Origin of the sequence: Microaerobacter geothermalis, from assembly GCF_021608135.1 — a bacterium.
Lineage (GTDB): Bacteria > Bacillota > Bacilli > DSM-22679 > DSM-22679 > Microaerobacter > Microaerobacter geothermalis.
In genome coordinates, this window is the sequence record NZ_JAKIHL010000037.1 from 20,508 (window position 1) to 37,457 (window position 16,950).

Sequence of the window (16,950 nt, forward strand, 5' to 3'; positions counted from 1 at the left end):
AGTGGGTCAAAAGGTAAGCCCAGTTGGTCTTAGAGTAGGAATCATTCGCGACTGGGAATCTAAATGGTATGCGGAAAAAGATTATGCCAACTTGCTCCATGAAGATTTAAAAATTCGCGAATTTATCAACGAACGACTTAAAGATGCCGGTGTTTCCACCATTGAGATAGAGCGTGCCGCCAATCGTTTGAACATTACCATTTACACCGCAAAGCCTGGAATGGTTATTGGTAAAGGCGGATCTGAAGTAGAAGCTCTTCGTAAAAAACTGTCTGATATGACAGGTAAAAAGGTTCACATTAATATTAACGAGATCAAAAACCCGGAATTAAATGCTTTTCTGGTTGCTGACGGTATCGCCAAGCAATTGGAGAACCGTATCTCCTTCCGCCGAGCCATGAAGCAAGCTATTCAGCGTACCATGAGAGCAGGAGCTCTTGGAATCAAAACGATGGTAAGCGGACGTTTGGGAGGAGCGGAAATTGCCCGCAGTGAAGGGTACAGTGAAGGCACTGTTCCACTTCATACTTTAAGGGCAGATATAGATTATGGTTTTGCAGAAGCCGATACCACCTATGGAAAAATTGGTGTAAAAGTTTGGATTTATCGTGGAGAGGTTCTCCCAACGAAAGGGAAGAACAATGAGGCTGAGGAAGGAGGCAAGTAATCATGTTAATGCCAAAACGCGTGAAACATCGTAAAGAGCACCGCGGACGCATGAAGGGCCAAGCTAAAGGCGGAACTGAAGTGGCTTTTGGTGAATATGGCTTGCAAGCCTTAGAGCCGGCATGGATTACTAACCGCCAAATTGAAGCGGCGCGTATTGCGATGACTCGTTATATAAAACGTGGAGGGAAAGTATGGATTAAAATTTTCCCTTCAAAGCCTGTTACCCAAAAGCCATTGGAAGTACGGATGGGTTCTGGTAAAGGTTCTCCGGAAAAATGGGTAGCTGTGGTAAAGCCAGGAAAAATTATGTTTGAACTTGCAGGTGTTCCTGAAGAAGTTGCTCGCGAAGCAATGCGTCTGGCCTCCCACAAGTTGCCGATCAAAACCAAGTTTGTAAAACGGGAAGAACTGGGTGGTGACGCAAATGAAAGCTAGTGAATTTCGTAACTTAACCACTGTAGAAATAGAGCAAAAAATCAATGGATTAAAAGAGGAACTTTTCAACCTCCGATTTCAGCTAGCTACCGGGCAGCTGGATAATCCTTCCCGCATTCGCGAAATTCGCAAAGCGATTGCCCGTGCTAAAACTGTGATTCGTGAGCGTGAATTAGGAATCCGTTAAGAGAGGAGGTTTTAAAGGATGACTGAACGCAACAACCGTAAAGTTGTTATTGGAAAAGTTGTAAGTGATAAAATGGACAAAACCATTGTCGTGAGCGTAGAAACCTATAAAAAGCATCCCTTATACAGTAAGCGAGTGAAATATACGAAGAAATATAAGGCCCATGATGAAAACAATCAAGCTAAAGCAGGGGATATTGTAAAAATCATGGAAACTCGTCCGCTGTCCAAGGATAAGCGTTGGCGATTAGTTGAAATTGTTGAGAAAGCTGTCATTATTTAATGACGGAACATTGCAGTTCGAAGGGAGTGAAATCACATGATTCAACCACAAACTCGTTTAAAGGTGGCTGATAACACCGGCGCGAGAGAACTGATGTGCATTAAGGTGTTAGGAGGTTCCGGCCGCAAATATGCAAATATCGGTGATATCATTGTTTGTTCTGTCAAACAAGCTACACCAGGGGGCGTTGTCAAAAAAGGGGATGTCGTGAAAGCTGTAGTCGTTAGATCAGTACGCGGCAGTCGCAGAGATGACGGGTCCTATATTAAATTTGATGAAAATGCGGCTGTTATCGTAAAAGAAGATAAAAGTCCAAGGGGAACGCGTATTTTTGGACCGGTTGCCCGTGAGCTTCGAGAAAAGGATTTTATGAAAATCGTATCACTAGCTCCTGAAGTGATTTAGTTTAGTTAGTGACTTTGAAGAAGAAAAGGCATGGCAAGTTTTACGAAGGAGGTGCCGATATGTCTAAGCAAAACAAGCTACACGTGAAGTCCGGTGATACCGTAATGGTTATTTCCGGTAAGGATAAGGGAAAAAAAGGCCGAGTTTTAAAGGCTTTTCCGAAGGAAAAACGCGTTCTGGTTGAAGGAGTTAACATGGTGAAGAAACATGCACGTCCGTCTCAAGCCAATCCTCAAGGCGGAATACTAACCCAAGAAGCACCGATCCATGTTTCCAATGTGATGCTTCTCGACCCGAAAAGCGGCGAACCAACCAGAATTGGGTATAAAGTATTAGATAATGGTAAAAAAGTACGGGTTGCAAAGAAATCTGGCGAAGTGATTGACAAGTAGTCAGTGATGAAGGGAGGGCTAAAACATGTCAGCAAGAATGAAAGAAAAATTTATTCATGAAGTTACTCCTGCATTGATGCAAAAGTTTAACTACAAGTCTGTCATGCAGGTACCCCGCGTTGAAAAAGTGGTGATAAACATGGGAGTTGGTGATGCTGTTGCCAATCCCAAGGTTTTGGATAATGCAGTAGAAGAGTTGCAACAAATTGCCGGACAAAAACCAGTCGTAACCAGAGCGAAAAAATCCATCGCTGGATTTAAATTGCGTGAAGGCATGCCCATTGGAACGAAAGTAACCTTGCGTGGAGAGCGGATGTATCACTTCCTAGATAAACTCTTTAACATTGCGTTGCCCCGTGTTCGTGACTTTCGAGGTTTGTCTCCAAAGGCTTTTGACGGCCGCGGTAACTATACTTTAGGATTGAAGGAACAATTAATTTTCCCTGAAGTTGATTACGATAAAGTGGATAAAGTAAGAGGTATGGATGTTGTCATTGTCACTACGGCAAATTCCGATGAGGAAGCCCGTGAGCTACTAAGCTTGTTGGGAATGCCCTTTGCCAAATAAAGTTAACATCCCATCTAAAAAGTAAGGAGGGAATCGCGTGGCGAAGAAATCAATGATCATCAAGCAGAAGCGGACACCTAAGTTTAAAGTTCGCGCCTATACTCGCTGCGAACGCTGTGGACGTCCACATTCTGTTCTTCGTAAATTTAAACTTTGCCGGATTTGTTTCCGTGAATTGGCATACAAAGGTCAAATCCCTGGTGTGAAAAAGGCCAGCTGGTAGACCATACGAGAGGGAAGGAGGTAATAACACATGGTGATGACTGACCCTATTGCAGATATGCTTACCAGGATTCGCAATGCGAACACCGTTCGTCATGAAAAAGTGGAAATTCCTGGATCTAAATTAAAAAAAGAAATTGCCGAAATCTTAAAGCGTGAGGGCTTTGTTCGGGATGCAGAATTTATCGAAGACGGGAAGCAGGGAGTCATTCGCATCTTTTTGAAATATGGTCCTAACAATGAACGCGTCATTTCCGGGTTGAAGCGCATCAGTAAACCTGGATTAAGGGTATATGCAAAGAAAGAAGAAATTCCAAGAGTCCTAGGCGGATTAGGGGTAGCCATTTTGTCAACTTCCAAAGGAGTTATGACAGATAAAGAGGCCCGCCAAGCCCAAGTGGGTGGAGAAGTGATTTGTTACGTTTGGTAATACACCAAGAACCAGTGAATGGAGGTGTCAGGAATGTCTCGAATTGGTAAGAAACCAATTGTGATCCCCAATGGAGTAGAATTTAAGATTAACGGATCAGAAGTCAGTGTAAAGGGGCCAAAAGGCACTCTTTCCCGCGAGTTCCATAAGGATATGATTATTAAGGTGGAAGGGAATGAAGTGCTGGTTGAGCGCCCATCCGATAATAAATTGCATCGTGCCCTACATGGTACAACCCGAAGTATTCTAGCGAACATGATTGAAGGTGTAACCAATGGATTTTCCAAGACTCTTGAATTGGTAGGAGTGGGATACCGCGCTGCCAAATCCGGGAAAAATGTCACATTAAGCGTTGGTTTTTCCCATCCGATTGAAGTGATTCCAGAAGAAGGTATTGAACTGGAGGTACCGGAAACCACAAAGGTGGTTGTAAAAGGCATCGATAAAGAACGAGTTGGAGCCATGGCTGCTAAAATACGTTCTTTCCGTGAACCTGAGCCCTATAAAGGGAAAGGGATCAAATATGCCGATGAAAGGATTCGTCGTAAAGAAGGTAAGACAGGTAAGAAATAGGTAGTTTTTAGACGAAGGGAGTGAGCCGGATGATTACGAAAATGGATAAAAATAAGGTTCGTAAGAAAAGACATCTACGGGTTCGCAAAACTTTATTTGGTACAGCTGAACGTCCTCGATTAAATGTGTTTCGTTCAAATAAGAACATCTATGCACAATTAATTGATGATACAACCGGTGTAACGATTACGTCTGCTTCAACGATTGATCCGGAACTAAAAGGTCAGTTGACCAATGGCGGAAATCAAGAAGCTGCCGTAAAAGTTGGAGAATTAATTGCGAAGCGTGCCAAAGAAAAGGGAATCATCAGAGTGGTATTTGATCGCGGTGGTTATTTATACCATGGCCGTGTAAAAGCTCTGGCAGATGCAGCTCGTGAAGAAGGGTTAGAATTTTAATAAGAAGGAGGGAATTCCATGCGTATCGACCCTAATACCCTTGATCTTGAGGAAAGAGTGGTTGCTATCAATAGGGTAGCTAAAGTAGTAAAAGGTGGACGTCGTTTTAGTTTTAGCGCATTGGTGGTTGTTGGGGACAAGAACGGATACGTCGGTGCTGGAATTGGAAAAGCAGCGGAAGTGCCTGACGCCATTCGCAAAGGAATTGATGATGCGAAAAAGAATTTAATTAAAGTACCCCTTGTGGGAACTACTATTCCACATGATGTTACAGGTCTTTTTGGAGCGGGTAAAGTATTGTTGAAGCCTGCCTCTGAAGGTACTGGAGTTATTGCAGGAGGGCCTGTTCGTGCGGTATTGGAATTGGCAGGAGTAAGTGATATATTGACCAAATCTCTTGGTTCTTCCAACTCAATCAATATGGTAAGAGCTACTTTAGAAGGGCTGAGCCGTTTAAAAACCACTGAAGAAGTTGCCAAACTTAGAGGAAAAACGGTTGATGAGCTGTTAGGATAAGGAGGGATTTGAAGATGGCAAAACTTAAAATTACCCTCAAGCGGAGTGTGATTGGTCGCAAGGAGGACCAACGAGTCACCGTTCGTACATTGGGATTAACCAAATTGCATCAAACTGTGGTTCATGAAGATAATCCTTCCATCCGCGGTATGGTGAACAAAGTGAGTCATTTGGTAGAGGTTGAAGAAGTTAACGACTAATGATTTGATATAAGAGGAGGTGCGAACATGAAACTTCATGAACTTAAACCGGCTACAGGTTCCCGCAAAGAGCGCAAAAGAGTCGGAAGGGGAATCGGCAGCGGGAATGGAAAAACCGCTGGAAGAGGTCATAAAGGACAAAATGCCCGCTCTGGTGGAGGAGTTCGCCCTGGCTTTGAAGGTGGACAAAATCCATTATATCGTCGCTTGCCAAAGCGAGGATTTACGAACTTTAACCGTAAAGAGTATGCGATTATTAACCTTGATACATTAAATCGCTTTGCGGAAAATACAGAAGTTACTCCAGAGCTTCTTATTGAATCTGGAATCATTAAAAACATCAAAGATGGAGTAAAGATCCTCGGAAATGGAGAATTAAATGTGAAATTGACCGTAAAGGCCAACAAATTCTCTCAGGCTGCTGTCGAGAAAATCGAGGCTGCAGGCGGAAAAACTGAGGTGGTCTAATGTTTACAACAATCTCCAACATTTTTAAGGTTGCCGACTTGCGTCGAAGAATTATCTTCACGCTGTTGATGTTGGTTGTTTTTCGAATTGGCAGCTTCGTACCTGTTCCCAACATTGACGTAACAGCATTGAAGCAGTTGGGAGAAGCCAATAATATATTCGGGTTTCTAAATACGTTCTCAGGTGGGGCCTTAGCCAATTTTTCTGTTTTTGCCATGGGAATCATGCCCTACATTACCGCATCAATTATCGTACAATTGTTAGCCATGGATGTGGTTCCCAAATTTGCCCAATGGGCAAGGGAAGGGGAAGAAGGGCGTCGTAAACTGGCTCAATTTACCCGCTATGGTACTGTAGTGCTTGGATTTATCCAAGCCGTTGGATTATCTGTAGGCTTTAATAATTTGTACCCGGGATTGGTTCAGAATGCCAGTTTCTTTACCTACTTGATCATCGCCATTACCTTAACTGCGGGAACGGCCTTTTTAATGTGGTTAGGAGAGCAGATCACAGAAAAGGGCATTGGAAATGGAATTTCCATCATCATCTTTGCCGGTATTGTGGCTGGAATCCCCAATGGTATCCGAGCCATTTATGCATCTGAATTTTATCAGGCGGATCAGCTTTTTCTAAACATTGTTAAATTCCTGGTGATTGCACTTGTCGTGGTAGCCATCGTCGTTGGAGTGATCTTCATTCAGCAGGGAATTCGTAAAATCCCTGTGAATTATGCAAAGCGTGTCGTGGGAAGGAAGATGTATGGCGGACAATCCACTCATATTCCATTGAAAGTTAACGCTGCAGGAGTAATCCCAGTGATTTTTGCCCTTTCCATCGTCGTATTTCCGCCAACCATCGCCAACTTTTGGGCAGGGTCTCCAGTAGCCGATTGGATTATCCAAAACTTTGATTATCGATCTCCGCTAGGGATGTTCCTTTATGTCATCTTGATTATCGGATTTACTTATTTCTACACCTTTGTTCAGATTAATCCGATGCAAATGGCCGATAACATGAAAAAAAATGGCGGATATATACCAGGAATTCGTCCAGGAAAAACAACAGCCATTTTTATTACCCGAATCTTAAACCGGATTACATTAGCGGGTGCGCTGTTCCTGGCGGCTGTATCCATATTACCAGTATTCTTTACTACCCTTGCCGGTTTGCCAGCATCGGTTCGCATCGGCGGTACATCCTTGCTCATTGTGATTGGGGTAGCCCTTGAAACCATGAAACAAATTGAAAGCCAATTAATAAAACGCCATTACAAAGGCTTTATCAAGTAATAATCCGGGAGAGAACTAACTCAGGTGTCAGCATCGGATTTACGCCTTTGAGATGACGAAAGTGGAGGGATAAGATGAATATCGTGTTAATGGGTCTTCCTGGGGCAGGAAAAGGAACTCAGGCTGAACGTATTGTTGACGAATTTCAGATTCCACACATCTCAACAGGAGACATGTTCCGCAGTGCAGTGAAAGAAGGGACTCCACTTGGATTGGAGGCCAAGTCCTATATGGATAAGGGTCATTTGGTTCCGGATGAAGTAGTGATTGGTATTGTTAAGGAAAGATTAGGTAAAGATGATTGTGAACGGGGATTTCTTCTTGATGGCTTTCCACGCACTGTACCTCAGGCAGAAGCATTGGATCGGACACTTCAGGAATTAAATCGTTCCATTGATGCAGTCATAAATATCGATGTGAACAGGGATGCGCTGCTGGCCCGCTTGACTGGCCGTCGAATTTGCAGGGAATGCGGTGCCACTTATCATGTCATATACAACCCACCAAAAATGGAAGGGAAATGTGACAAGTGCGGTGGGGAATTGTACCAGAGGGATGATGATAACGAAGAAACAGTAGCCACCCGATTGGATGTAAATATTAATCAATCCAAACCACTGCTCCAATATTATAGTGACAAAGGATTATTACAAAATATCAATGGGGAGCAGGATATAGACAAGGTGTTTGATGACATTGCTGAAGTACTGAGAGGTCTGTCTCAATGATCATATACAAGACTCAGGCGGAAATCGCCATCATGCGTGAAGCAGGCAGGATTGTTGCTCTAACACATCAATTATTGAAGAGTGCAATTAGACCAGGCATTACCACGAAGGAATTGGATCATTTGGCCGAGGAGTTTATTCGAAAACATGGAGCAATACCGTCTTTCAAAGGTTATGGAGGCTTTCCTGGAAGTGTTTGTACTTCAGTGAATGATGAATTGGTTCATGGAATACCAGGTGAACGCAAGCTAAAGGATGGAGATATCATCAGTATTGATATTGGAGCAGAAGTGGAAGGATATCATGGAGATTCAGCATGGACCTATGCTGTTGGCTCCATATCCGAGGAGAATCAGAAATTGCTTCAAGTGACCAAGGATTCCTTGTTTATTGGGTTAAATGAAGCGAAACCAAATGCTCGATTATCGGATATTTCCCATGCAATACAGCGTTATGTAGAACAACATGGGTTTTCCATCGTGCGGGAATATGTTGGTCATGGGATTGGGAAAAATTTACATGAAGATCCGCAAATCCCCAACTTTGGCCCCCCTGGCCGTGGTCCACGGTTAAAGCCAGGTATGGTTTTGGCCATAGAGCCCATGGTGAATGCAGGGGAAAGATATGTAAAAACCCTCGATGATCATTGGACAGTGGTGACTCAGGACCACTCCATGTGTGCCCATTTTGAACATACCATTGTCATCACAGAATCTGGCTATGAAATATTAACAACAGCCTAAGGTAGGGTGATTAATTTTGGTTGATTCTGAAGGGATGCCTAAACCGGGACAAATTGTCCGGGTGAAAAAGGGCCGTGATAGTGGCAGATATGCTGTTATCGTAAAGGTTGAAAATCCCCGATTCGTATGGATAGCTGATGGTGATAAGCGAAAATTTGATAAGGCAAAGAAGAAGAATATTCTTCATCTTCATTTTTTAAATGAAGAATCACCAGAAGTGATAAATAGCCTTATGGAAACGGGACGAGTAACCAATGGAAAACTTCGTTATGCCCTGAAAAAATATAACGCTGCTCATTCTGAAGTACAGGAGAAAGGAGAGTAGTCATGGCCAAAGACGATGTGATTGAAGTAGAAGGTACGGTGATAGAACCTCTACCCAACGCCATGTTTCGGGTTGAGCTGGAAAATGGTCATAAAGTACTAGCACACGTATCTGGAAAGATACGCATGCATTTTATCCGTATCCTACCTGGAGATAAAGTGACGGTAGAGTTGTCTCCCTATGACTTAACTCGCGGCCGAATTACCTATCGATTCAAATAATGTCTCTTTCGATAGCAAACTGGAGTTTTTAAATAGATTGAGATCGGCATCATGCATGAAGGAGGTTCTTAACATGAAGGTGAGACCATCAGTGAAACCGATTTGCGAAAAATGCAAAGTCATTCGTCGTAAAGGCACCGTAATGGTAATCTGTGAAAATCCGAAACACAAGCAAAAACAGGGATAATTTAGGAGGTGAAATAGATGGCACGTATTGCAGGTGTCGACTTACCCCGCGATAAGAGGGTTGAGATTGCTTTAACCTATATATTTGGAATAGGTCGCCCAACCGCAAATAAAATCCTTGAGGCTAGCGGAGTAAATCCGGATACAAGGGTTAGGGATTTAACTGAAGATGAAGTTGCGAAACTTCGTGAATATATCGATAAAAATATAAAGGTAGAAGGAGACCTTCGCCGAGAGGTATCCCTTAATATTAAGCGTTTAATCGAAATTGGCTCTTATAGAGGAATCCGTCATCGCCGCGGACTGCCGGTTCGAGGTCAAAGATCAAAGACAAACGCTCGTACCAGAAAAGGGCCCCGTCGTACTGTGGCTAATAAGAAGAAGTAAAGGAGGGAATCAGTGAATGGCTAAAGGAAAAGCTACGACACGGACAAGACGTCGTGATCGTAAAAATATTGAATCCGGTATCGCTCATATTAAATCTACTTTCAATAATACGATCGTCACCATCACCGACACCCATGGCAATGCCATTTCCTGGGCAAGTGCAGGAGGATTAGGTTTTAAAGGTTCGCGTAAAAGCACTCCCTTTGCTGCTCAAATGGCTGCTGAGGAGGCTGCTAAGAAGGCGATGGAACACGGCTTAAAGAACGTAGAAGTAATGGTTAAAGGGCCTGGTGCAGGTCGCGAAGCTGCCATTCGTTCTTTACAGGCTGCTGGTTTAGAAGTAAATATGATTAAAGACGTTACCCCTATTCCTCACAATGGTTGCCGTCCGCCAAAACGTCGTCGCGTTTAAAATAGGGTCGATTGGTATAAAACATCTTGTATTGAGGAATACTAAGTTGGTAAGCTAATCGCTCTGTGTGCTTATCACCAGAAGTGATAGGACGGGATTTGACGTTTTTGAAGGAGGGTTTGTTTAATGATCGAAATTGAAAAGCCTAGAATAGAAATCGTAGAGATCAGCGATGATGCTACCTACGGAAAGTTTGTCGTTGAACCATTGGAAAGGGGATACGGAACAACCCTCGGAAATTCATTACGCAGAATTCTCCTTTCTTCACTACCGGGTGCAGCTGTCACCTCGGTACAAATTGATGGAGTACTTCACGAGTTTTCAACCGTTGAAGGCGTTGTTGAAGATACAACGGAGATAATTCTAAATATCAAAAAGCTTGCGATTAAAATCCATTCGGATGAAGAGAAATTAATTGAAATAGACGCGGAAGGCGAAGGAGAGGTAAAAGCAGGCGACATTCGAGCCGATAGCGATGTGGAAATTCTAAATCCCGATCTTCATATCGCTACCCTTGCAGAAGGGGGAAGATTGCATATTCGAATGACCGCGAAGCGCGGCCGTGGTTATGTATCTGCTGAGGATAATAAAAAGGGCGAACTTCCTATCGGGGTCATTCCAATTGATTCTATTTATACACCGATCAACCGCGTCAATTACAGTGTGGAAAATACAAGGGTTGGACAAGTAACAAACTATGATAAGTTAACCCTTGAGGTTTGGACCAATGGAACGATTCGTCCAGAAGAAGCGATCAGTTTAGGTGCCAAAATATTAACTGAGCATCTGATGTTGTTTGTAGGTCTTACGGATGAAGCGCAAGAGGCCGAAATTATGGTAGAAAAAGAGGAAGATAAAAAAGAAAAAGTTCTTGAAATGACCATTGAAGAACTTGATTTATCTGTCCGTTCTTATAACTGTTTAAAACGTGCTGGAATAAACACGGTACAAGAATTAACCCAAAAAACAGAAGAAGATATGATGAAAGTGCGTAATTTGGGACGCAAATCTCTTGAAGAAGTTCAGGAGAAGCTGGAAGAACTTGGCCTTGGCTTAAGAAAAGATGATTAACGGAAGGAATAGAGGCTAAAAGGAGGGAATCGGAATGGCATATGCAAAGTTGGGTCGTGATACTTCCGCAAGAAAAGCGTTATTTCGCGATCTTGTAACGGATTTATTTATCTATGAACGAATCGAAACAACAGAAGCAAAGGCAAAGGAGGTTCGTTCTATTGCGGAAAAATTGATTACCCTTGCCAAACGTGGGGATTTACACGCTCGTCGCCAAGTGGCATCTTTTGTAAGACGGGAAGTGGCAGACCTGGGGACAAATCAGAATGCCATCCAAAAATTGTTCAGCGAAATTGCAGAACGATATGCTGATCGTCAGGGTGGTTATACTCGGATTATAAAAATCGGACCTCGCCGTGGGGACGGTGCCCCGATGGTATATCTCGAGCTTGTAGACTAATATAGTTTTATGGTAAAAAGGGTAAAGTGGAATCCATGATTCTTACCCTTTTTTTCTTTTTTCAGGATAAATAGATGGATCGTAAGAATGGAACAAAAGAATTTACACGTCTGCAAGTCGAGTTTGGCGAAGAAGTGGTTAAAGTCCGCTTCAAATCTAAAGAATGGAGCCCTCAAAAACATCTGGATAACTCGACGATGGAGTCATTTTGAGGGCTATTCCCGTTCTTTGGCCTCTTCGCTTAGTGCGAACTGGAAGGCTGTCCTTAGTGAATTCTTCAGTTCCGTCCAAGATTATCGTCCATAAAGAACAACGTCTGTAAGGATAAATAGGTGTGAGCAAGGGGGGCTATGATGAATCCGGTTGTCCAGTTTAAAGATGTCTGTTTTCAGTATCCCGGATCTAAAGAAGATTGGGCAGTCAACAACGTCTCATTTGATGTAAATCGGGGGGAATATATTTCTATCATTGGGGCAAACGGCTCAGGGAAGTCGACATTGGCCAAATTAATGAATGCCTTAATCTTACCTGCAAAAGGGTCTATTAAGATGAACGGAAAGGAAACACATCTTGACAAGCATGTATGGGAAATCAGAAGACAGGCGGGATTGGTCTTTCAAAACCCCGACAATCAAATTGTGGGAACAACCGTCGAAAATGATATCGTGTTTGGCTTAGAAAATCTGGGCTTAACAAGGGATGAAATCAGGAATCGAATGGAAGAAGCCCTTCAATTAGTTGGGTTATATCATCTGAAACATGCCGAGCCACACCATCTTTCAGGGGGTCAGAAACAAAAGGTGGCCATTGCCGGCATAATAGCAATGAAACCGGATGTATTAATTCTCGACGAAGCAACCAGTATGTTGGACCCCAAGGGAAGAAATGATGTGGTAGAAACGGCCAAGAGGCTGAATAAAGAAGAAGGAATTACCGTCATTCAAATCACCCATTTCCTGGATGAGGTGATGGAAAGTGACCGTATTATGGTGATGAGCCAGGGGAGATTACATATGCAAGGAACACCAAGGGAAATTTTTTCAAAGGGGAGAGAGTTGGAAGAGATTGGCCTTCGCGTGCCATTATCCATTGAGATTGCCAATCAATTAAGGGAAGAAGGGATTCCCCTTTCTCGTGAAATTTTGACTCAGGATGAACTGGTGGAGGAACTATGGAAATATTTATCGAAGGATTAAGTTATTGGTACAAAAAGGGCACTCCATTTGAGAAAAAAGCTCTGAATCACATTACCCTCCATATCCCCCCTGGGCAATTTGTTGCCATTATTGGACACACCGGATCAGGAAAGTCAACCCTTATCCAGCATATCAATGGATTGCTCATGCCAACGGAGGGCAGAATCCAAGTGGGTGACATTACCGTTACTCCCAAGGAGAAAAAAAGCTTGGCAAATTTAAGAAAATATGTGGGATTGGTTTTTCAATATCCTGAGCATCAGCTTTTTGAAGAAACCGTGGAAAAGGATGTTTCTTATGGTCCCCGCAATTTGGGAATTCCGGATGAACTGATAAGGGTAAGAGTAAGAGAAGCACTCAGTATGGTAGGAATAAAGGAAGAAATGTATTCAAGGTCTCCCTTTTCTTTAAGCGGGGGGCAGATGAGGAGGGTGGCCATTGCAGGAATATTAGCCATGAATCCGAAGGTTCTTATTCTTGATGAGCCTACAGCCGGCCTGGATCCACAGGGAAAAGAAAACATTTTAAAGCTGATCTATCAATATCATCAGGAAAATGGGTTAACGACTTTATTTGTATCTCATAACATGGATGAAGTAGCCCAATATGCAGACTGGATTGTCGTAATGAAGGAGGGTTCTATTTTATTACAAGGGCCTCCATCAAAGGTTTTTCAGCAGGAGAAAAAAATCAGGGAGGCATTCCTTGATCAGCCAAAGATTACAAAACTGATCAAGCAGCTAAATCAGAAAATGGATTCGCAAATCCCTTTATCTATTGTTAGGAAAGAGGACTTGATACAGGAGTTGAAGAAAAGATTCCAGGAAAGGGAGATAAAACCATGAGCATTTTTGATCATATTATTATTGGTCAATATATTCCTGGAAATTCAATCATCCACCGTTTGGACCCAAGGGCTAAACTGTTATTTGTTTTTGCATTTGTATTTGTTATTTTTTTGGCTAACAACTGGATTACTTATGGAATTTTAATCGGGTTTACCCTTTTGTCCGTGCTGTTAACCTCTGTTCCTCTCTCTTATATATTGAAAGGATTAAAACCCATTTGGTGGCTCATTATATTTACCATACTCCTGTATTTGCTCACAACCAAAGAAGGGGAATTGTTATGGAAGTGGGGATGGTTTTCTGTTTATGAACAGGGACTTGTTCAAGCTGTTTTTATTTCATTAAGGCTCCTTTTACTGGTTATTGCAGCTAGCTTGCTTACCTTTACCACTTCACCCATAGATGTGACCGACGGACTAGAATCACTCCTGTCTCCTTTTAAAAAGATAGGTCTTCCCGCCCATGAATTGGCTCTTATGATGTCCATTGCCTTACGCTTTATCCCAACCATCATGGAGGAGACAGAGAAGATTATGAAGGCTCAAATGGCAAGGGGAGCGGAATTTACCACCGGCTCATTTGGGAAAAGAATAAAAAGTTTTGTTCCATTGCTTATTCCTTTGTTTATCAGTGCTTTCCGCCGGGCAGAAGAATTAGCAATGGCTATGGAAGCCAGAGGTTATCGAGGTGGGGAAGGAAGAACAAGATACCGGAAGCTAACCTATCATAAACGGGATATTGGATTAATTTTTGTTTTTTTGGGTATCGTGACATCCCTGTTCTTTTTTCGGACATAAGGAGAGAATGCGTGTGAGGAAAATTCGAATGACCGTAACCTATGATGGAACAGAATATGCAGGTTTTCAAGTTCAGCCTGGGCAAAGGACCATACAAGGGGAATTGGAAAGAGCCATTGAAGAATTGACCAAGCAAAAGGTGAGAGTGGTTGGTTCAGGAAGAACCGATGCCGGAGTCCATGCGTTAGGTCAAGTCATTCACTTTAACACCGATTCCTCAATACCGGTTGACCGATGGCCCTTAGCCCTCCATACGAAATTGCCCAAAGATATTGTGATTACCAAGGCAGAAGAGGTTCATGGACAATTTCACGCCCGGTTTGATGCAAAAGAGAAAATATATATATATACTATTGACCGCGGTCATGTTCCCCATGTTTTGATGAGACGCTATGCATATCATTTTCCTTATGCTTTAGATATAGAAAAAATGAGAGAAGGAGCCGCTTATCTTATCGGCACCCATGATTTCACTTCCTTCTCTTCGTCAAAAACGGAAGTACAAGATAAAGTAAGGGAAATGTATGAGATAACCATGATACAGGAAGGTCCGTTTCTTAAGATCCTATGCCGCGGAAACGGATTCCTGTATCAAATGGTGCGAATAATTATCGGCACTCTGTTAGAAGTAGGAGAGGGCAAAAGGGACCCAGAAACTATAAAATCCATACTGGAGAAAAAAGATCGAATTCTGGCCGGAAGGACAGTACCCCCACACGGATTAGTTTTGTATAAAGTCAACTATAAGTGATTTTTTAATTGACTTGGATTTCTGAATGTAGTACTATATTATTTGGTATTTTAAAAACCCACTAGCCCCGGGTTTTGAGATTGCCGAACGAATTATAGCTGGTTTGCAAGAAACAATGCGGTTCCGTAAGAATTTTAGGAGGGAAATCAATGCGTACCACATATATGGCTAAGCCAAATGAAGTTGAACGTAAATGGTATGTGATAGATGCCGCTGGCAAAACCCTCGGCCGGTTAGCCAGTGAAGCTGCTGCCATTCTTCGCGGCAAGCATAAGCCTGAATATACACCACATGTTGATACTGGAGATTTCGTGATTATTATCAATGCAGAAAAAATTGAACTGACTGGTAAGAAGTTATCCCAAAAAATTTACTATCGTCACTCTGGATATCCGGGTGGTCTAAAGCAAACCACCGCTGGAAATCTGAGGAGTACAAATCCTGAGAGAATGATTGAATTAGCCGTTAAAGGCATGCTTCCAAAGAACCGCCTCGGCCGCAAGTTGGCAACAAAGCTGAATGTATATCGAGGCAGTGAACATCCACATCAAGCACAAAAACCAGAAGTTTGGGAACTTCGCGGGTAATAAGGGAGGGTACGATTAGTGGCACAGGTGCAATATTACGGTACTGGTCGTCGTAAAAAATCCGTAGCTCGGGTTCGCCTTGTTCCAGGAACAGGTCGCATTTTAATCAATAAGAGAGATATGGATGATTTCTTTGGGCTTGAAACATTAAAGCTCATCGTAAAGCAACCTTTAGTTTTGACAGAAACATTAAATAACTATGATGTTTTGGTAAATGTAAAAGGCGGAGGATTTACCGGTCAAGCGGGAGCCATTCGTCATGGAATCGCCAGAGCCCTCTTAAAGGTCAACTCTGAATTCCGTGGCCCCCTTAAGCGTGCCGGCTTCCTAACGCGTGACCCAAGAATGAAAGAACGTAAGAAATACGGTCTTAAAGCAGCGCGCCGCGCACCACAATTCTCCAAACGTTAATTTCGATTTGATCAAAATCCACTCGGTTTTTCAACTGAGTGGATTTTTTGTTGACGTATTTCTAATCAAATATTATTTTCCCTTTAAACGTTTTATAACTCATTAAAAAGAGAGTATAATGTCTTCATACTCCATGATGGAGGTTGGATAGTAGACACTATCTAAAAAAATGATATACTATTCAGCACTGTATCCAAAAATTGTGCATAGGATATAGATCTTTTAAAGAGGGAGTCATTTAAATGGAGAGTTTCAAAATTCTTATTGTAGAAGATGAAAAGCAGATTGTAAGATTTTTAGAACTTGAATTAAAGCACGAAGGTTACATCGTGGATGCAGCCTTTGATGGCAGAGAAGGTTTGAAAAAAGCGGAAGAAAATAAGTATGACCTGGTCTTATTAGATATTATGCTTCCGGGATTAAACGGAATGGAAGTGTGCAGAAGAATCAGGCAGTTTTCAAATTTGCCTGTTATCATGCTTACAGCCAAAGACGATGTTACTGAGAAAGTCATGGGATTAGATATAGGGGCTGATGATTATATTACTAAACCATTTGCTATCGAAGAGCTATTGGCAAGAATAAGGGTTGCCTTGAGACGAAAGAGGGACGGGATAAATCTTTCGGAAAATCTCCAGATTGCCGATCTGAGAATGAACTTATCTAAGCGGCAGGTGAGCAGGACGGGGAAGCTAATTGAATTGACAAAAAGAGAATATGATTTATTAGACATCCATGCCGCTGACGCGGCACCATCAGATGATGAAAATAAGCAATATGCGATATAATGGACTTGCGGCTGGCGAGGGAGGTCGCTTAATCTTGGTGCTTACAAGCCCGTTTATTAGACAGA

Annotated in this window: 31 protein-coding genes; all 31 read left to right on the forward strand. The window is 42.5% G+C overall.

Translation table 11 applies throughout. The features are described 5' to 3' along the window. Window position 1 precedes the first annotated feature (1 nt). The 31 genes from rpsC to L1765_RS12805 all read left to right on the forward strand — a co-directional run bounded on the left by rpsC (window position 2) and on the right by L1765_RS12805 (window position 16,885). Window positions 2–667, forward strand: a complete 666-nt coding sequence (gene rpsC, locus L1765_RS12655) for a 30S ribosomal protein S3 (RefSeq protein ID WP_236407851.1) — start codon at window positions 2–4, stop codon at window positions 665–667. Window positions 668–669: 2 nt separating this feature from the next. Continuing rightward, window positions 670–1,104 (forward strand): 50S ribosomal protein L16, encoded by a 435-nt coding sequence (gene rplP, locus L1765_RS12660; RefSeq protein ID WP_236407852.1) that lies wholly within the window; start codon window positions 670–672, stop codon window positions 1,102–1,104. Further along, a complete protein-coding gene (gene rpmC / locus L1765_RS12665; RefSeq protein ID WP_236407853.1) occupies window positions 1,094–1,291 on the forward strand; it encodes a 50S ribosomal protein L29 in 198 nt (65 codons plus the stop codon). Before rplP ends, rpmC begins: the two co-directional genes overlap by 11 nt. A gap of 18 nt (window positions 1,292–1,309) precedes the next feature. Then, window positions 1,310–1,573 carry a 30S ribosomal protein S17 gene (gene rpsQ, locus L1765_RS12670; protein ID WP_236407854.1) on the forward strand — a complete coding sequence of 88 codons (264 nt, stop codon included), beginning with the start codon at window positions 1,310–1,312 and terminating at the stop codon, window positions 1,571–1,573. A gap of 36 nt (window positions 1,574–1,609) precedes the next feature. Beyond that, window positions 1,610–1,978, forward strand: a complete 369-nt coding sequence (gene rplN / locus L1765_RS12675; protein ID WP_236407855.1) for a 50S ribosomal protein L14 — start codon at window positions 1,610–1,612, stop codon at window positions 1,976–1,978. A 59-nt stretch (window positions 1,979–2,037) separates the two neighbouring features. Then, complete coding sequence (gene rplX / locus L1765_RS12680) at window positions 2,038–2,370, forward strand: 50S ribosomal protein L24 (RefSeq protein WP_236407856.1); 333 nt, start codon at window positions 2,038–2,040, stop codon at window positions 2,368–2,370. A 25-nt stretch (window positions 2,371–2,395) separates the two neighbouring features. Continuing rightward, complete coding sequence (gene rplE / locus L1765_RS12685; RefSeq protein ID WP_236407857.1) at window positions 2,396–2,938, forward strand: 50S ribosomal protein L5; 543 nt, start codon at window positions 2,396–2,398, stop codon at window positions 2,936–2,938. Window positions 2,939–2,975: 37 nt separating this feature from the next. After that, window positions 2,976–3,161 carry a type Z 30S ribosomal protein S14 gene (locus L1765_RS12690; RefSeq protein ID WP_236407858.1) on the forward strand — a complete coding sequence of 62 codons (186 nt, stop codon included), beginning with the start codon at window positions 2,976–2,978 and terminating at the stop codon, window positions 3,159–3,161. A 30-nt stretch (window positions 3,162–3,191) separates the two neighbouring features. Beyond that, window positions 3,192–3,590 (forward strand): 30S ribosomal protein S8, encoded by a 399-nt coding sequence (gene rpsH, locus L1765_RS12695; protein WP_236407859.1) that lies wholly within the window; start codon window positions 3,192–3,194, stop codon window positions 3,588–3,590. Between the two features lie 33 nt (window positions 3,591–3,623). Next, window positions 3,624–4,163, forward strand: coding sequence for a 50S ribosomal protein L6 (gene rplF, locus L1765_RS12700; protein ID WP_236407860.1), 540 nt, complete (start codon window positions 3,624–3,626; stop codon window positions 4,161–4,163). A 29-nt stretch (window positions 4,164–4,192) separates the two neighbouring features. Further along, window positions 4,193–4,561 carry a 50S ribosomal protein L18 gene (rplR, locus tag L1765_RS12705; RefSeq protein ID WP_236407861.1) on the forward strand — a complete coding sequence of 123 codons (369 nt, stop codon included), beginning with the start codon at window positions 4,193–4,195 and terminating at the stop codon, window positions 4,559–4,561. 18 nt (window positions 4,562–4,579) lie between these two features. Then, window positions 4,580–5,077, forward strand: coding sequence for a 30S ribosomal protein S5 (gene rpsE / locus L1765_RS12710; RefSeq protein WP_236407862.1), 498 nt, complete (start codon window positions 4,580–4,582; stop codon window positions 5,075–5,077). Window positions 5,078–5,091: 14 nt separating this feature from the next. Then, the gene (gene rpmD, locus L1765_RS12715) at window positions 5,092–5,277 is read left to right on the forward strand and encodes a 50S ribosomal protein L30 (RefSeq protein WP_236407863.1); all 186 of its coding nucleotides are present in this window, start codon (window positions 5,092–5,094) and stop codon (window positions 5,275–5,277) included. A 27-nt stretch (window positions 5,278–5,304) separates the two neighbouring features. Continuing rightward, window positions 5,305–5,745, forward strand: coding sequence for a 50S ribosomal protein L15 (gene rplO / locus L1765_RS12720; RefSeq protein WP_236407864.1), 441 nt, complete (start codon window positions 5,305–5,307; stop codon window positions 5,743–5,745). Then, on the forward strand, window positions 5,745–7,034 hold the full coding sequence (gene secY, locus L1765_RS12725) for a preprotein translocase subunit SecY (protein ID WP_236407865.1): 1,290 nt from the start codon (window positions 5,745–5,747) through the stop codon (window positions 7,032–7,034). Before rplO ends, secY begins: the two co-directional genes overlap by 1 nt. A gap of 74 nt (window positions 7,035–7,108) precedes the next feature. Further along, complete coding sequence (locus L1765_RS12730) at window positions 7,109–7,762, forward strand: adenylate kinase (protein WP_236407866.1); 654 nt, start codon at window positions 7,109–7,111, stop codon at window positions 7,760–7,762. Then, on the forward strand, window positions 7,759–8,505 hold the full coding sequence (gene map / locus L1765_RS12735; RefSeq protein WP_236407867.1) for a type I methionyl aminopeptidase: 747 nt from the start codon (window positions 7,759–7,761) through the stop codon (window positions 8,503–8,505). The genes L1765_RS12730 and map overlap by 4 nt, the downstream gene beginning before the upstream one ends. Window positions 8,506–8,521: 16 nt before the next feature. Continuing rightward, window positions 8,522–8,830, forward strand: a complete 309-nt coding sequence (locus tag L1765_RS12740) for a KOW domain-containing RNA-binding protein (RefSeq protein ID WP_329610033.1) — start codon at window positions 8,522–8,524, stop codon at window positions 8,828–8,830. Window positions 8,831–8,832: 2 nt separating this feature from the next. Then, window positions 8,833–9,051, forward strand: a complete 219-nt coding sequence (gene infA, locus L1765_RS12745) for a translation initiation factor IF-1 (protein WP_209811079.1) — start codon at window positions 8,833–8,835, stop codon at window positions 9,049–9,051. Between the two features lie 73 nt (window positions 9,052–9,124). Further along, window positions 9,125–9,238 (forward strand): 50S ribosomal protein L36, encoded by a 114-nt coding sequence (rpmJ, locus tag L1765_RS12750; RefSeq protein WP_003322638.1) that lies wholly within the window; start codon window positions 9,125–9,127, stop codon window positions 9,236–9,238. Between the two features lie 17 nt (window positions 9,239–9,255). Next, window positions 9,256–9,624 (forward strand): 30S ribosomal protein S13, encoded by a 369-nt coding sequence (gene rpsM / locus L1765_RS12755; protein ID WP_236407868.1) that lies wholly within the window; start codon window positions 9,256–9,258, stop codon window positions 9,622–9,624. Window positions 9,625–9,640: 16 nt separating this feature from the next. After that, window positions 9,641–10,036, forward strand: a complete 396-nt coding sequence (gene rpsK, locus L1765_RS12760; RefSeq protein WP_236407869.1) for a 30S ribosomal protein S11 — start codon at window positions 9,641–9,643, stop codon at window positions 10,034–10,036. Between the two features lie 126 nt (window positions 10,037–10,162). After that, window positions 10,163–11,107: a DNA-directed RNA polymerase subunit alpha gene (locus L1765_RS12765; protein WP_236407870.1), complete on the forward strand. Its 945-nt coding sequence runs from the start codon at window positions 10,163–10,165 to the stop codon at window positions 11,105–11,107. A gap of 34 nt (window positions 11,108–11,141) precedes the next feature. Beyond that, window positions 11,142–11,507: a 50S ribosomal protein L17 gene (rplQ, locus tag L1765_RS12770; RefSeq protein WP_236407871.1), complete on the forward strand. Its 366-nt coding sequence runs from the start codon at window positions 11,142–11,144 to the stop codon at window positions 11,505–11,507. A 350-nt stretch (window positions 11,508–11,857) separates the two neighbouring features. Beyond that, window positions 11,858–12,703 carry an energy-coupling factor transporter ATPase gene (locus tag L1765_RS12775; RefSeq protein ID WP_236407872.1) on the forward strand — a complete coding sequence of 282 codons (846 nt, stop codon included), beginning with the start codon at window positions 11,858–11,860 and terminating at the stop codon, window positions 12,701–12,703. Beyond that, complete coding sequence (locus tag L1765_RS12780; RefSeq protein ID WP_236407873.1) at window positions 12,679–13,548, forward strand: energy-coupling factor transporter ATPase; 870 nt, start codon at window positions 12,679–12,681, stop codon at window positions 13,546–13,548. Before L1765_RS12775 ends, L1765_RS12780 begins: the two co-directional genes overlap by 25 nt. Window positions 13,549–13,550: 2 nt before the next feature. Further along, entirely contained in the window at window positions 13,551–14,348 is a 798-nt protein-coding gene (locus tag L1765_RS12785) for an energy-coupling factor transporter transmembrane component T family protein (protein WP_236407880.1), read from the forward strand. A gap of 7 nt (window positions 14,349–14,355) precedes the next feature. Next, a complete protein-coding gene (truA, locus tag L1765_RS12790) occupies window positions 14,356–15,099 on the forward strand; it encodes a tRNA pseudouridine(38-40) synthase TruA (RefSeq protein WP_236407874.1) in 744 nt (247 codons plus the stop codon). 149 nt (window positions 15,100–15,248) lie between these two features. Next, window positions 15,249–15,686, forward strand: a complete 438-nt coding sequence (rplM, locus tag L1765_RS12795; RefSeq protein WP_236407875.1) for a 50S ribosomal protein L13 — start codon at window positions 15,249–15,251, stop codon at window positions 15,684–15,686. Between the two features lie 18 nt (window positions 15,687–15,704). Beyond that, on the forward strand, window positions 15,705–16,097 hold the full coding sequence (rpsI, locus tag L1765_RS12800; RefSeq protein WP_236407876.1) for a 30S ribosomal protein S9: 393 nt from the start codon (window positions 15,705–15,707) through the stop codon (window positions 16,095–16,097). A 242-nt stretch (window positions 16,098–16,339) separates the two neighbouring features. Further along, entirely contained in the window at window positions 16,340–16,885 is a 546-nt protein-coding gene (locus L1765_RS12805; protein WP_236407877.1) for a response regulator transcription factor, read from the forward strand. Window positions 16,886–16,950 lie beyond the last annotated feature (65 nt).

Excerpts from the sequence above, each read along its gene's own strand:
- rplP (WP_236407852.1), top strand. The coding sequence starts at position 670 with ATGTTAATGCCAAAACGCGTGAAACATCGTAAAGAGCACCGCGGACGC.
- rpmC (WP_236407853.1), top strand. The coding sequence starts at position 1,094 with ATGAAAGCTAGTGAATTTCGTAACTTAACCACTGTAGAAATAGAGCAA.
- rpsQ (WP_236407854.1), top strand. The coding sequence starts at position 1,310 with ATGACTGAACGCAACAACCGTAAAGTTGTTATTGGAAAAGTTGTAAGT.
- rplN (WP_236407855.1), top strand. The coding sequence starts at position 1,610 with ATGATTCAACCACAAACTCGTTTAAAGGTGGCTGATAACACCGGCGCG.
- rplX (WP_236407856.1), top strand. The coding sequence starts at position 2,038 with ATGTCTAAGCAAAACAAGCTACACGTGAAGTCCGGTGATACCGTAATG.
- rplE (WP_236407857.1), top strand. The coding sequence starts at position 2,396 with ATGTCAGCAAGAATGAAAGAAAAATTTATTCATGAAGTTACTCCTGCA.
- rpsH (WP_236407859.1), top strand. The coding sequence starts at position 3,192 with ATGGTGATGACTGACCCTATTGCAGATATGCTTACCAGGATTCGCAAT.
- rplF (WP_236407860.1), top strand. The coding sequence starts at position 3,624 with ATGTCTCGAATTGGTAAGAAACCAATTGTGATCCCCAATGGAGTAGAA.
- rplR (WP_236407861.1), top strand. The coding sequence starts at position 4,193 with ATGATTACGAAAATGGATAAAAATAAGGTTCGTAAGAAAAGACATCTA.
- rpsE (WP_236407862.1), top strand. The coding sequence starts at position 4,580 with ATGCGTATCGACCCTAATACCCTTGATCTTGAGGAAAGAGTGGTTGCT.
- rpmD (WP_236407863.1), top strand. The coding sequence starts at position 5,092 with ATGGCAAAACTTAAAATTACCCTCAAGCGGAGTGTGATTGGTCGCAAG.
- rplO (WP_236407864.1), top strand. The coding sequence starts at position 5,305 with ATGAAACTTCATGAACTTAAACCGGCTACAGGTTCCCGCAAAGAGCGC.
- secY (WP_236407865.1), top strand. The coding sequence starts at position 5,745 with ATGTTTACAACAATCTCCAACATTTTTAAGGTTGCCGACTTGCGTCGA.
- L1765_RS12730 (WP_236407866.1), top strand. The coding sequence starts at position 7,109 with ATGAATATCGTGTTAATGGGTCTTCCTGGGGCAGGAAAAGGAACTCAG.
- map (WP_236407867.1), top strand. The coding sequence starts at position 7,759 with ATGATCATATACAAGACTCAGGCGGAAATCGCCATCATGCGTGAAGCA.
- infA (WP_209811079.1), top strand. The coding sequence starts at position 8,833 with ATGGCCAAAGACGATGTGATTGAAGTAGAAGGTACGGTGATAGAACCT.
- rpmJ (WP_003322638.1), top strand. The coding sequence starts at position 9,125 with ATGAAGGTGAGACCATCAGTGAAACCGATTTGCGAAAAATGCAAAGTC.
- rpsM (WP_236407868.1), top strand. The coding sequence starts at position 9,256 with ATGGCACGTATTGCAGGTGTCGACTTACCCCGCGATAAGAGGGTTGAG.
- rpsK (WP_236407869.1), top strand. The coding sequence starts at position 9,641 with ATGGCTAAAGGAAAAGCTACGACACGGACAAGACGTCGTGATCGTAAA.
- L1765_RS12765 (WP_236407870.1), top strand. The coding sequence starts at position 10,163 with ATGATCGAAATTGAAAAGCCTAGAATAGAAATCGTAGAGATCAGCGAT.
- rplQ (WP_236407871.1), top strand. The coding sequence starts at position 11,142 with ATGGCATATGCAAAGTTGGGTCGTGATACTTCCGCAAGAAAAGCGTTA.
- L1765_RS12775 (WP_236407872.1), top strand. The coding sequence starts at position 11,858 with ATGATGAATCCGGTTGTCCAGTTTAAAGATGTCTGTTTTCAGTATCCC.
- L1765_RS12780 (WP_236407873.1), top strand. The coding sequence starts at position 12,679 with ATGGAAATATTTATCGAAGGATTAAGTTATTGGTACAAAAAGGGCACT.
- truA (WP_236407874.1), top strand. The coding sequence starts at position 14,356 with ATGCGTGTGAGGAAAATTCGAATGACCGTAACCTATGATGGAACAGAA.
- rplM (WP_236407875.1), top strand. The coding sequence starts at position 15,249 with ATGCGTACCACATATATGGCTAAGCCAAATGAAGTTGAACGTAAATGG.
- L1765_RS12805 (WP_236407877.1), top strand. The coding sequence starts at position 16,340 with ATGGAGAGTTTCAAAATTCTTATTGTAGAAGATGAAAAGCAGATTGTA.